The following is a 12,197-nucleotide window of genomic DNA, read 5'->3' as shown; positions in this document are numbered from 1 at the left end:
GGGTTGCAGAGGAGCGTCCGCGGTACTCAAATCGTCGTGCCTTTCCTTCGAAGCGCCAGCCCCCAATCCCCAAATCCGAGAGGATCACCATGTCCAGAACGATCAAGCGCAAGCTCGCTGCCGCCAGCCTCGTCCTATCCAGTCTCGTCCTGATGGGAGCGGTATCTTCCGCGTCGGCGGAAGACACCGTCCGTATCCGCGGCACCATCGAGAGCGTCGACGGGCCGGTCTATTTGATCAAGAACCGCGACGGCGCCGAGTTGAAACTGACGGTGACCGATAATCCACTGTTCGTCGCGATCGTGAAATCGACCATGGCCGACATCAAGCCCGGCATGTTCGTCGGCGCCACCGGCATGACGCAGGCCGATGGTAGCCAGAAGGCCATCGAAGTCCACATCTTTCCGGAATCGATGCGCGGCACCGGCGAGGGCCATTACGACTGGGACCTCAAGCCCAACACCAAGATGACCAACGCCAATGTCGAGCAGACGGTCGGCGGCGTCGATGGCCAAATGCTGTCCGTCAAGTACAAGGATGGCGAGAAGAAGCTGTTGGTGACACCGGAGACCGCGGTGGTCACCTATGTCGCGGGCAGCAAGGACGATCTCAAGCCGGGCATCAAGGTTTTCGTCGGTGCCGCGAAGAAGCTGCCCGATGGCACCCTGCAAACCCCGCGCATCACCTACGGCAAGGACGGCCTGACGCCGCCGATGTGATAGGCGGCTTACCGATCCTTCGACAAATGAAAACGACGACAGACGTCAACCTGGAGAAGAGCATGCGTTCAATCGTTTCAATGACACTGGCGGCGTGCGCCGTTGCGGCTTTGGGTTCGCCGGCCTTTGCCCAGACGCCGGCGCCCGCAGCCCCGCCGGCGCCGCCGTCCGCGGGCGGAACACCCGACGCGATGCCGTTCGATATTCCCTATGGCGTCTCGATCGGACTGGAGCGGGCCAAGCAGGTGATGGCCGCGGCGGAAGCCGAAGCCAAGCGGCGAAACTGGAAGATGAACATCGCCGTGGTCGATACCAATGGCGAGCTGGTGCATTTCGAGCGGATGGAAGGCGCGCAGATCGCGTCCGGTCCGATTTCGATCAACAAGGCCCGGACCTCGGCCCGCTTCCGCCGCGAAACGCGGCTGTTCTACAATGCCTATGAAGCCGGCCATACCTCTGCCGGGACACTCGACCCGACCCTGGCCGCGAACCCCGGCGGCTTTCCGCTGGTCGAAGCCGGCAAGCTGATCGGCGCGGTGGGCTGCAGCGGCGGCACCGGCGATCAGGACGCCACGATCTGCAAGGTCGGCGCCGAAGTCGTGAACGGTAAATAACACGCCTCGACCGGCCTGGAGCTGATGAGATTAGATTGGGCCGGAGCTATCCGCGCGCTTCACTTCACGTCTCCCCGGCGGGGAGAGGTCGATTTGCTCCCGGCGATGCGAAGCATCGTCCGGTGCAAATCGGGTGAGGGCCCTTTACCAAACGAGAGACCCTAACCCCTCACCCGGCTCGGAGCCTGCCATCGGGCGCGCATTCGCGCGACCCGTTGGCGCCGACCTCTCCCAATCGAAGTCGGATATATCCGACTTCGATCGATATGATGCCCAACTCGGGTAAACCCGAGTTGGGTGGGAGAGGTGAAGGGAAATCGCGGCCGATTCAATCAATAATCATCATGCTCTAGAGAATGGCGAGGGGCCTTCGTCGAAATCATCGGCATCCGGTTTCGGATGGCCGATATTCGTTTACCGCACCGCACCGCAGCAGCGGAATGACTGGACGAAACCGCCGCGCAATCCTAAATCGCTGGAGCGAGAGCCGCCGAAACATCAATCGGCGGCAAGCCTGGGAGGTGCCTATGTGGGTCCTGTTGTTGTTGCCTTTTGTTGGCCTGTTGTGGGTACCGTTCTTCAATTTTGCCGAGCCGTCGCTGTTCGGCTTTCCGTTCTTCTACTGGTATCAGCTCGCGTGGGTGCCGATCACGGCGCTGCTGATCTGGCTGGTCTACCGCAGCCGTACCCCCGACGAAGCGCAGTAAGACCGGAAAGAGCATCACGATGTCGGATCAAATCGAATGGGTTGCGCTCTCGGTTTTCGTTTTCTTCTTTGCGCTCGTGACGGTGATGGGCTTCTTCGCGGCGCGCTGGAAGTCAGGTCCGGCCACCGAGCAGCACCTTGACGAATGGGGATTGGGCGGGCGGCAATTTGGCACCTGGATCACCTGGTTTCTGGTCGGCGGCGATTTCTATACCGCCTATACCGTGATCGCAGTGCCGGCGCTGGTGTATGCGGTTGGCGCCTACGGCTTCTTCGCACTGCCCTATACCATCGTCGTCTATCCCTTCGTGTTCGCCGTCATGCCGCTGTTGTGGAAGGTGGCGCATGCCAATGGCCACGTCACCGCCGCCGACGTGGTGCAGGGCACTTACCATTCGCGTGGGCTCGAACTGGCGGTAGCACTCACCGGCATCGTCGCGACCATGCCTTATATCGCCCTGCAACTGATCGGCATGGGGGTGGTGATCAAGGCGATGGGCCTCACCGGAGAATTGCCGATCATCGCCGCCTTCATCGTGCTGGCGCTCTACACCTATAGCTCGGGCCTGCGCGCGCCGGCGCTGATCGCCTTCGTCAAGGACATCATGATCTATATCGTGGTGCTGGTCGCGGTGGTGCTGGTGCCGTGGAAGCTCGGCGGTTACGGCGCGGTGTTTGCCGCCGCCGGTGACGCCTTTGCGGCCAAGGGCGGTGCGACCGGTCTGACCCTGAAGCCGGCGCAGATGCTGCCTTACGCCTCGCTCGCGCTGGGTTCGGCGCTGGCGGCCTTCATGTATCCGCATACGCTCACCGGCATCTTCGCGTCCAAATCCGCTGACACCATCCGCAAGAACGCGATCCTGCTGCCGGCCTATACGTTGCTGCTTGGCCTGATCGCGCTGCTCGGCTACATGGCCTACGCGGCCCACATCAAGGTCGATACGCCCAATGACGTGGTGCCGGCGCTGTTCAAGGCGTTGTTCCCGTCCTGGTTTGCCGGCTTTGCGTTTTCGGCGATCGCGATCGGTGCGCTGGTGCCGGCCGCGGTGATGAGCATCGGCGCGGCCAATCTGTTCACCCGCAACGTCTGGAAATCCTACGTCAACCCGGACATCAGCCATGCCGGTGAAGCCGCGGTCGCCAAGATCGCCTCGCTGGTGGTCAAGGTCGGCGCGCTGGCCTTCATCCTGTTCCTGCCGACGCAATATGCGCTCGACCTGCAATTGCTCGGCGGCCTCTGGATATTGCAGACCTTTCCGTCACTGGTGTTTGGCCTGTTCACGCGCTGGTTCCGCGCCGAGGCTCTGCTGCTGGGCTGGGCGGTCGGAATCGGCTGGGGATCGTGGACGGCGTGGAGCAGCGGGCTGAAGCCGCTTGCGACCATCAATATCGAGGGCGTCAGTTACGTGTTTTACGTCGGGCTCGGCGCGTTGATCCTCAACATCGTGGTCGCCGCCGTCGCCACATTGGTCGTCGGGTTGATTTCGCCGAGGGCAGTTGCAACCGCGCGGTCGTGATACATACGCAGACCGTAGCTGGTAGGGTGGGCAAAGGCGCCTTGCGCCGTGCCCACCATTTTAGTCCGGATTTGTCATGGTGGGCACGCTTCGCTTTGCCCACCCTACGAGACACGAACTGAATTGCCACGTTCGAGCACCCACAATCCCTACGTTGCTCGTCGAGCCGATCACACCAGCGCTGGGTCCAGTATCCGCGCCAAAAATATTCCGCTTTGTTTTTGACCCAAATCAGTTGCGTATTCGGTGCCGTCCTACCCGACAAGAGGGGCGTTGCGCACGTCACGAAACGCGCGGTGGGATGCGGTGGACGCGGAGTTTGCGAACGACGAACGCAAGCGATCGCGTACGGCAAAGTCGTGTGGTCCTGACGCCCCGATGGCAGGTGTCAAGTTCCTAGGAAGCTCACGCCTCTCGGGAACGACGGTGACAAGCAAGCCAGGTCTCGCCGGGGAGAGCACGGAATAAGCCGTAAAGCCATTGCGCAGGGAAGGCCGGAGTGTTTCCGCTGAACCTGTATGCTCGTGTGTGTTTTTGTTCGCTACTTTTGCACACGAGACCGCGGGTGCAGCGCGCACCCGGTCTTCCCTGCGCCCTCTCTGTTTTTTGAGGGCGAATGAATTTGCAAAACTCGGGCGCATCGTGTCGCGGGAATGCGGATTTATATCCAGCCGTCGTCCCGGCCTTGCGCCGGGACCCATACGGCGAGGACTCACGTTTAGGCAATGAAGCAAATGCCTTCTGCATTCATCAAGGCCAGGGGCTATGGGTCCCGGCCTTCGCCGGGACGACGGCGGTGGAACCGATCGTAAATTGCGAAGCTGGGCAAAACACCGCCCGCTAAATCGTCTCGGCACCGCGCGCCGCTCACGCCAGCCGCGCTGCGAGTTGCGCCACTTCGGCCTGCACCTTGCGCATCGCGGCTTCCTTCACCGGGCCGTAGCCGCGGATGTCGAGCGGCGCGCGCGCGATCTTCAGCAACTCGGGCAAACGCTTCGCATCGAGCTTGCCCAGCAGGTGATCGATTTGCGCTTCATACCAGCCGATCAGCCCGCGCTCGGCGCGCCGCTCGGCGGTGTAGCCGAACGGATCGAGCGGCGTGCCGCGCAGCACTTTCAGTCGCGCCAATATCTTGAGCGGTCGCTGGATCCACGGCCCGAAGCTGCGCTTGCGCGGGCGGCCGCGGGCGTCGAGCCCGGCCGGCAGCAACGGCGGCGCCAGATGGTAGTTGATGGAGAAGTTGCCTTCGAATTCGCGCTGCAATTCGTCGAGAAAGCCGCTTGCCATGTGCAGGCGCGCCACCTCGTACTCGTCCTTGTAGGCCATCAGCTTGAACAGCGCCCGCGCCACGGCCTCCGTCAGGGCTTGAGTTCCCAACGCGGCCTCAGCGCTGCGCACCCGCGCGACCACAGCCTCGTAACGCGCGGCATAGGCCCTGTTCTGGTAGGCCTCGAGGAAGGCCACGCGACGGGCGATCACCTGGTCGAGCGTCTCGGTCTCCTTGGCTGGCGTGCCGGTGGAACGCGGCAGGAAATCGGGATCGGCGGCCGCGATCCGGCCCCACGCGAACGCCTGCTTGTTGCGGTCGACGGTGACGCCGTTGAGTTCGATCGCGCGCCACAGCGCTTGCAGCGACAGCGGCAGCAGGCCTTGCTGCCAGGCAAAGCCGAGCATGATGACATTGGCGTAGACGCTATCGCCCAGCAGCTGCTCGGCAAGCACATTGGCGTTGATCGTCGCAAGATGATCGTCGCCAATGACGCGCCCGATGGCCCGCAGCCGCTCGTCGACCGCGAGATCGGCGTCGCGGAAGCGCACGACGTCGCCGGTCGGCATTTCCGCGGTGTTGATCACCGCGCGCATACCGGCGCGGTAGGCGCCGGAGGCCTTGGGCGAGGAACTGACGACGAGGTCGCAGCCGATCAGCGCGTCGGCCGCGCCTTGATCGATGCGAACCTGATACAATTGCTCAGGGGTCGATGCGATCCGCAGATAGCTCAGCACCGGGCCGAATTTCTGCGCGAATCCCGTGAAGTCCAGCACAGATGTGCCGCGTCCCTCGAGATGGGCCGCCATGCTGATGAGCGCACCGACGGTAATGACGCCGGTGCCGCCGACGCCGGTCACCAGGAGATCATAGGGGCGGCTGAGCGGCGCGAGGGCAGGTGTCGGCAGCGTGTCGGCGCGCGCCTGCGGATCGATCACGCTTGCGGCTTTCGCCCGGCGCTTGCCGCCCTCGATCGTGACAAAACTCGGACAGAAGCCGTTGACGCAGGAAAAATCCTTGTTGCAGGTCGAAAGATTGATCCGGCGCTTGCGGCCGAACGGCGTTTCCTTTGGCTCGACACTGAGACAATTCGATTCGACCGAGCAATCGCCGCAACCTTCACAGACGAGATCGTTGATATAGGCGAAGCGCGGTGGATCGGCGATCTCGCCGCGCTTGCGCCGGCGGCGCTTCTCGGTCGCGCAGGTCTGCTGATAAATCAGCACCGAGACGCCGGAGACATCGCGCAGCTCCCTTTGCACGGCGTCGAGATCTTCGCGCGGATGGAGGGTGACGCCGCCGGGAAAGTCGGCGGCCTCGAATTGGGACGCATCGTCCGACACCAGCGCGATGCGCGCGACGCCTTCGGCGCGAACGCTGTGGGCGATGGCGTGGACGCTGACCGGTCCGTCGACCGGCTGGCCGCCGGTCATCGCGACCGCATCGTTGAACAGGATCTTGTAGGTGATGTTGGTGCCGGCCGCGATCGCCTGCCGGATCGCCATCGAACCGGAATGGTAGTAGGTGCCTTCGCCGAGGTTCTGGAAGATATGCTTGCCGCCGGTGAATTTCGACGATGCCACCCAGTTGACGCCTTCGCCGCCCATCTGGATCAGCGACGAGGTCTCGCGGTCCATCCAGCTTGCCATGAAATGACAGCCGATCCCGGCCAGCGCCTTCGAGCCTTCGGGTACTTTGGTCGAGCTGTTGTGCGGGCAGCCCGAGCAGAAATACGGCGTGCGCGTTGCACCCGCGACCGTGATCATGCGCTGGAGGTCCGGGTTCAGCGCGGCCGCACGGGCGCCGAGCGCAAGTCCCGGAAACATCGGATCGAGCCGCCGCGCCAGCACGAAGGCCAGCCCGCGCGGCGACAATTCGCCGGTCCACGAAATCAGCCGCGCGCCGCTTTCGTCGTGTTTGCCGACCATCCGCTCCGGCTTGGAGCCCGGATAGTCGTAGAAATATTCCTTGAACTGGCTTTCGATGATGCCGCGCTTTTCTTCCACCACCAGGATTTCGCGCTTGCCTTTGACGAACGCCATGGCGTCGTGCAGCGCCAGCGGCCACACCATGCCGACCTTGTAGATGTCGATGCCGAGACGGCGGCAACTCGATTCATCGAGGCCGATCAACCGCAATGCTTCCATCAGGTCGAGATGGGCCTTGCCGGTGGTGACGATGCCGTAGGTGGCCTGCGCGACGTCGTAGATCCGGCGATCGATCGGATTGGCCTTGGCGAAGGCGTAGACGGCGTGTTTCTTGGCCTCCAGCCGCTCCTCGATCTGCGGGCCTGGCAAATCGGGCCAGCGATAATGCAGGCCGCCCGGCGGCGGGGTGAAGTCCGGCACTGCAAAATTCCGCGGCGGCTGCAATTCGACCGAGGCGCCGGATTCCACGATCTCGGAGATCGCCTTGAAGCCGACCCACATTCCGGAGAATCGACTGAGCGCATAGCCATATTCGCCGAATGCGAGATATTCGCCGACGCTGGCCGGATGCAGCGTCGGCATGAACCAGCTCATGAAGGCGACGTCGGACTGGTGCGGCATCGACGAGGAGACGCAGCCATGGTCGTCGCCGGCGACCACCAGCACGCCGCCATGCGGCGAAGAGCCATAGGCGTTGCCGTGCTTCAAGGCGTCGCCGGAGCGGTCGACACCCGGCCCCTTGCCGTACCAGAGACCGAACACACCCTGCACCGTGCGTCCCGCCTGGGTCTCGACCTGCTGCGAGCCCAGCACGGCGGTCGCCGCGAGGTCTTCGTTGACGGCGGGCAGGAATTCGATCCGCTCCGTCTTCAACCGCTCCTGGATGCGCCACAGCTCGACATCGATGCCGCCGAGGGGAGAGCCGCGATAGCCGGAGATGAAGCCGGCGGTATCGAGCTTCGCGGCGCGGTCTCGCTTCGATTGGTCGAGCGCGATGCGGACGATCGCCTGCGTGCCGGTCAGGAACACCCGGCCGCGCTCGCGGTCGTAGCGGTCGGAAAGCTGGTAGGCGTCGAGGGCTGGAGTGTCGTCCATTGGCCGATCCCGCTGCATCATGTTGCGCGATCCACGGTAGGGCCTGTCGTCCGGTAGGTCTTACCTATTCATTTCCTGAGAGGCAGAGAAATGGTAGAATATTTCGGCTACTGTGTACTATTGGCAATATCTACCGATCTACGAGGATTTCATGGTTGAGGAGCAGGACGAACGGATTCTCGCGACGCTGCAACGGGATGGCCGGGCCACCAATCAGCAACTCGCCGAAGCGGTCGGCATGTCGACCTCGGCGTGCTGGCGCAGGGTTCGTGGCCTGGAGGAATCCGGTGTCATCCGCGGCTACTCAGCGCTGGTGGAGCGCGAGCGCGCCGGCTTTGCGACCTCGGCGATCCTGCATGTCTCGCTGGAGCGTCACGATGCCAAATTCGTCGACGAGTTCGTATCGCAAGTGACGCGGCGCGCCGAGGTGCTGGAATGTTTCGCCACCACCGGCGATGCCGATTATCATCTGCGCGTCGTGGTGCGCGACATGCAGGCCTATAACCAGTTCCTCGATGACTTCATGTTCCGCCTGCCCGGCATCCGAACCGTTCGCACCAACATGATCCTGAAGGAGATCAAGACCGGCGTGGCACTGCCGTTCAAGTCGAAGCGGGCGCGAACGGGGTAGGCGTCTAGCGCACGATGAGATGAGATTGAGCCGGGGCTGCTTCCCTTCACCTCTCCCCGGCGGGGAGAGGTCGATTTGCTCCCGGCGATGCGAAGCATCGTCCGGTGCAAATCGGGTGAGGGCTCGTATGCCAAACGAGAGGCCCTAACCCCTCACCCGGCGCGGAGCTTGTCATCGGGCGCGCATTCGCGCGACCCGTTGGCGCCGACCTCTCCCAATCGAAGTCGGATATATCCGACTTCGATCGATATAATGCCCAACTCGGGTAGACCCGAGTTGGGCGGGTAGGTGAAGGGAAATCGCGGCCGATTCAATCAATAATCATCCCGCTCTATCGCTGCTCCGCGACGAACCTGTTGCGCAGGGTGCCGATGCCGGTGATGTCGATCTCGACGACGTCGCCCGCCCGCAGGTCGGGCGAGGCGCCATCGGTCCCCATCCAGATCACATCGCCCGGCCACAGCGTAAAATATTTGGTCAGTTCGACGATGAACGGCTTGATGCCGAAGATCATATCGTTGGTGTGGAAGCGGCCGGTCTGCTTGCCGTTGACCCTGATGGCGGTTTCCATGCTGTCGAGATCGACATCGGTCTCGATCCACGGACCCATCGGCTTGAAGGTGTCGGCGTTCTTGGCGCGCCAAAGCCCACGATCGGCCTTCTGCCAGCTGCGCTCGCTGACATCGTTGCCGATGGTGTAGCCGAACACGCACGACATCGCGTCCGCTTCGGAAAGGTGCCTTGCCTTCTTGCCGATCACGACCACGAGTTCGCCCTCGTAATGAATCTTCTCGGTGGCGTTGGCCGGGATCACGACATCCTCGTCGTGCGCGATCAGCGCATTTTGCGCGCGATAACCGATCTCGGGTCTGTCAGGGATGTTGGGGACCGTGCCGGCCTTGTCGGCGGCTTCCTTGAGATGCTTGAGATAGTTGAGGCCGACGCAATAGAACGTGCGCGGCACCAGCGGCAGCTCGATCTTGACGTCCTTCAGCGCGTGGGTCTGCGCCGTGCGTTGCCACTCGCCGAACGGGTCGCCGCTGACGGTGATGACCTTGTCGGCCTCGACGAGGCCCCAAGAAGCTTGTCCCGCAGTGTGTCCGGCGGCGGTGAATTTGAGCCAACGCATCTGTCATCCCTATTATTCGGCCGCGGCGCGCGGCGTGGTTTTCCATGCGCCGGCGGCAGGGCGCCGCAGGCCGAGATTCTCGCGCAGCGTCTTGCCGGTATAGTCGGTATGGAACAGGCCGCGCCGCTGCAATTCCGGCACGATGTGGCGGACGAAGTCGGCATAGGAGCCCGGCACGTAGGTGGCCGCGATCACAAAGCCGTCGCAGCCACGATTGACGAACATCTCCTCGAGCCGGTCGGCGATTTCCTTCGGGCCGCCCACCATCGCGTCCTGGGTCTGGCCGCGGCCGGAGAAGGTGATGAAATCGCGCGTGCTCGGGTTGGCCTTGCCCGACGTCTTCAGCACGCCATCGCGGATCCCGAGCATGCCCTGCATGCCCTGCAATTCCTCCGTGGTGAGCGGCTCGTCGATGCCCTTGGCGCCGAAGTCGAAGTTCAGCCCTTCCGCCAGCAGCGACAGCGCGTCGATTTCGAGCGGCAATTTGCCGATCAGCGCCATCTTGTCCTCGGCCTCGGCCTTGGTGGCGCCGCACACCGGCGTGATCAGATTGCACAGCAACATCTGCTCGGGATCGCGTCCGGCCTTGGCCGCTTCGCTCTTGATGGCATCATAGCCTTGTTTGGCATTGGCGAGATTACGGGCCGCGGTAAAGATCACTTCGCCCCATCGCCCCGCAAAACGCTGGCCGCGACCGCTGGCGCCGGCCTGGATCACGACGGGATGGCCCTGGCTCGAACGCGGTACCGTGAACGGCCCGCGCGACTTGAAGAACGCGCCGTTGTGGTCGAGCCGCTTCACCTTGGTCGGATCGGCGAACCGCCCGCTCTTCTTGTCGATGATCAGCGAACCGTCTTCCCAGGAATCCCAGTGACCGAGCACGACTTCCATGAACTCGTCGGCGCGGTCATAACGGTGGTCATGCTCGAGATGCTGTTCGCGCCCCATATTGTGGGCTTCGCCGTCGTTGACGGAGGTGACGACGTTCCAGGCGGCGCGGCCGTTGCTCATCAAATCGAGCGTGGCGAAACGTCTCGCCACGTCGAACGGCTCGTAATAGGTGGTCGAGCAGGTCGATGCCAGCCCGAGCTTCTCGGTGACCATGCCCATCGTGGTCAGCACCACGATCGGATCCATCTTCACGCAGCGGATGCCGTATTCGACGGTGTGGGCATGGTCGTTGCCGTAGCGGTCCGGCATCGCCAGCCGGTCGTCGAAGAACGCCATGTGGAATTTCCCGGCCTCCAGGATTCGGGCGATTTCCTGGTAATAGTCCGCCGACATCGAATCGTCGCGCGATTCCGGATGGCGCCACGAACTCGGCAGGTTGGTGCAGTTCTGCGCTTGCAGGAATCCGACCATCGCCATTTGCCGTGTCATGCTGCTCTCCTTGTTGGCGTGGCTCTTGTTAGGCGAGATCGAGTTCGGCGGCGAGTTTGTACTCGCCGGCCAAGGCACGCAGCCTGTCCCAGGTCGCGTCCTCGATCTCGATGCCTTCGGCCTTGCGTTTCTGCTCGCGGATGTATTCGACTTCGCCGGGATAGAACACGCCGGGCGATCCCTCGGATGGCGGTGTCGATTTGAGATAGCGCGCGAACTCGCCGACCTCCTTCTCGAAATCCTTCAGCGGACGGAATGCGGCGACATTGAACACCGCCATGAAGCAGCCGTCATTGTGCCGACCGGTCGGCTCGACGCCAAACCCGAGGCCGGTGAGCAGCCCGCACAGGATTTCCACCATTGCGGCGAGGCCGCTGCCCTTGTAGCCCTCGCTGCCGCCAAGCGGCAGCAAGGCGCCGCCCTTGCGGTAATCCTTAGGGTCGGTGCTGTGCCGTCCGTCCTTGTCGATGATCCAGCCCTCGGGGATGGCTTCGCCGCGCGCGACCGCAAGCTGGATCTTGCCGGCCGCCACCGCCGAGGTGGCCATATCGAGATAAAACGGGGCCTCAAGGTCGGAGGGGACCGCGATCGAAATCGGATTGGTGCCGAGCCGCGCCTCGCGGCCGCCGAACGGCGCGACGTGTTTGGGCGAACGGCCGGAATCGGCGGCGGCGATCCCGATCATGCCCGCGCGCATCGCCATCATCGGATAGGCGGCGAGCCGTCCGACATGGCTCTGCCGGAACACGGTACAGGCCGCGACATTGGCGGTCTTCGCCTTCTCGATCGTCATGGCCATCGCCTGGGCATTGACGTGGAAGCCGAAGCCCCAGTGGCCGTCGATCACCGTCGTGGTCGGCGATTCCTGCACGACGGTCCATTTCGCGCCGGGAACGATGTGGCCGGCCTTGATCCGGTCGATATAGGTCGGGACCGCGATGATGCCGTGGGAGTCGTGGCCCGCGAGATTGGCGTTGACGCAGCCGGTGGCCACGGCGCCGGCTTCCTCGTCGGAGGCGCCGGCAGCCCTTAGAAGTGCTGCACCAATGCGCGTGAGGCGGTCAGCCTGGACAATGGGCATGGGATTTCCTCGTTCGACGCCCGCGCTGCACGCGGATCTTGCTTTGAAGTCTTGTTGCTTGTTGTTGTTACGGCATCATGGTCTCAAAGCGATGGCTCCGAAGCAACCGGCAAAAATCGAATGGCCGGTG

At 63.2% G+C, this 12,197-nt stretch carries 9 protein-coding genes; 5 read left to right on the top strand and 4 right to left on the bottom strand.

Features of this window, described 5'->3' with window-relative positions; genetic code table 11:
• Positions 1-89 precede the first annotated feature (89 nt).
• The 4 genes from GSQ88_RS11505 (at position 90) to mctP (ending at position 3,556) form a co-directional block, all read left to right on the top strand.
• The gene (locus tag GSQ88_RS11505) at positions 90-719 is read left to right on the top strand and encodes a hypothetical protein (protein ID WP_159007860.1); all 630 of its coding nucleotides are present in this window, start codon (positions 90-92) and stop codon (positions 717-719) included.
• 62 nt (positions 720-781) lie between these two features.
• Positions 782-1,333 (top strand): GlcG/HbpS family heme-binding protein, encoded by a 552-nt coding sequence (locus GSQ88_RS11500; RefSeq protein WP_159007859.1) that lies wholly within the window; start codon positions 782-784, stop codon positions 1,331-1,333.
• A gap of 527 nt (positions 1,334-1,860) precedes the next feature.
• Positions 1,861-2,040 (top strand): DUF3311 domain-containing protein, encoded by a 180-nt coding sequence (locus GSQ88_RS11495; protein WP_174247983.1) that lies wholly within the window; start codon positions 1,861-1,863, stop codon positions 2,038-2,040.
• A gap of 19 nt (positions 2,041-2,059) precedes the next feature.
• Entirely contained in the window at positions 2,060-3,556 is a 1,497-nt protein-coding gene (gene mctP, locus GSQ88_RS11490) for a monocarboxylate uptake permease MctP (RefSeq protein WP_159007857.1), read from the top strand.
• 867 nt (positions 3,557-4,423) lie between these two features.
• Here mctP and GSQ88_RS11485 read toward each other — a convergent pair.
• Positions 4,424-7,846 carry an indolepyruvate ferredoxin oxidoreductase family protein gene (locus GSQ88_RS11485; protein WP_159007856.1) on the bottom strand — a complete coding sequence of 1,141 codons (3,423 nt, stop codon included), beginning with the start codon at positions 7,844-7,846 and terminating at the stop codon, positions 4,424-4,426.
• A 151-nt stretch (positions 7,847-7,997) separates the two neighbouring features.
• Here GSQ88_RS11485 and GSQ88_RS11480 point away from each other — a divergent pair, with 151 nt between their 5' ends.
• A complete protein-coding gene (locus tag GSQ88_RS11480) occupies positions 7,998-8,477 on the top strand; it encodes an Lrp/AsnC family transcriptional regulator (RefSeq protein ID WP_159007855.1) in 480 nt (159 codons plus the stop codon).
• A gap of 331 nt (positions 8,478-8,808) precedes the next feature.
• Here the strand turns inward: GSQ88_RS11480 and GSQ88_RS11475 are convergent, their stop codons facing one another.
• Genes GSQ88_RS11475 through GSQ88_RS11465 form a run of 3 tightly spaced genes read right to left on the bottom strand, consistent with a single transcriptional unit; the run spans position 8,809 to position 12,067 of the window.
• Positions 8,809-9,606, bottom strand: coding sequence for a fumarylacetoacetate hydrolase family protein (locus tag GSQ88_RS11475; protein WP_159007854.1), 798 nt, complete (start codon positions 9,604-9,606; stop codon positions 8,809-8,811).
• 12 nt (positions 9,607-9,618) lie between these two features.
• Complete coding sequence (locus GSQ88_RS11470; protein WP_159007853.1) at positions 9,619-10,986, bottom strand: LLM class flavin-dependent oxidoreductase; 1,368 nt, start codon at positions 10,984-10,986, stop codon at positions 9,619-9,621.
• Between the two features lie 28 nt (positions 10,987-11,014).
• On the bottom strand, positions 11,015-12,067 hold the full coding sequence (locus tag GSQ88_RS11465; protein ID WP_159007852.1) for an Ldh family oxidoreductase: 1,053 nt from the start codon (positions 12,065-12,067) through the stop codon (positions 11,015-11,017).
• Positions 12,068-12,197: the final 130 nt, after the last annotated feature.

Origin of the sequence: Bradyrhizobium sp. S69, assembly GCF_009766005.1 — a bacterium.
Taxonomy (GTDB): Bacteria; Pseudomonadota; Alphaproteobacteria; order Rhizobiales; family Xanthobacteraceae; genus Bradyrhizobium.
The sequence above is the reverse complement of the archived record's forward strand: the minus strand, read 5'-3'. Positions and strand labels throughout refer to the sequence as shown.

Bases quoted from the DNA above. Each gene is read 5' to 3' on its own strand.
- GSQ88_RS11470 (WP_159007853.1), bottom strand. From the start codon at position 10,986: ATGACACGGCAAATGGCGATGGTCGGATTCCTGCAAGCGCAGAACTGC.
- GSQ88_RS11505 (WP_159007860.1), top strand. From the start codon at position 90: ATGTCCAGAACGATCAAGCGCAAGCTCGCTGCCGCCAGCCTCGTCCTA.
- GSQ88_RS11475 (WP_159007854.1), bottom strand. From the start codon at position 9,606: ATGCGTTGGCTCAAATTCACCGCCGCCGGACACACTGCGGGACAAGCT.
- GSQ88_RS11485 (WP_159007856.1), bottom strand. From the start codon at position 7,846: ATGGACGACACTCCAGCCCTCGACGCCTACCAGCTTTCCGACCGCTAC.
- GSQ88_RS11465 (WP_159007852.1), bottom strand. From the start codon at position 12,067: ATGCCCATTGTCCAGGCTGACCGCCTCACGCGCATTGGTGCAGCACTT.
- GSQ88_RS11495 (WP_174247983.1), top strand. From the start codon at position 1,861: ATGTGGGTCCTGTTGTTGTTGCCTTTTGTTGGCCTGTTGTGGGTACCG.
- GSQ88_RS11480 (WP_159007855.1), top strand. From the start codon at position 7,998: ATGGTTGAGGAGCAGGACGAACGGATTCTCGCGACGCTGCAACGGGAT.
- GSQ88_RS11500 (WP_159007859.1), top strand. From the start codon at position 782: ATGCGTTCAATCGTTTCAATGACACTGGCGGCGTGCGCCGTTGCGGCT.
- mctP (WP_159007857.1), top strand. From the start codon at position 2,060: ATGTCGGATCAAATCGAATGGGTTGCGCTCTCGGTTTTCGTTTTCTTC.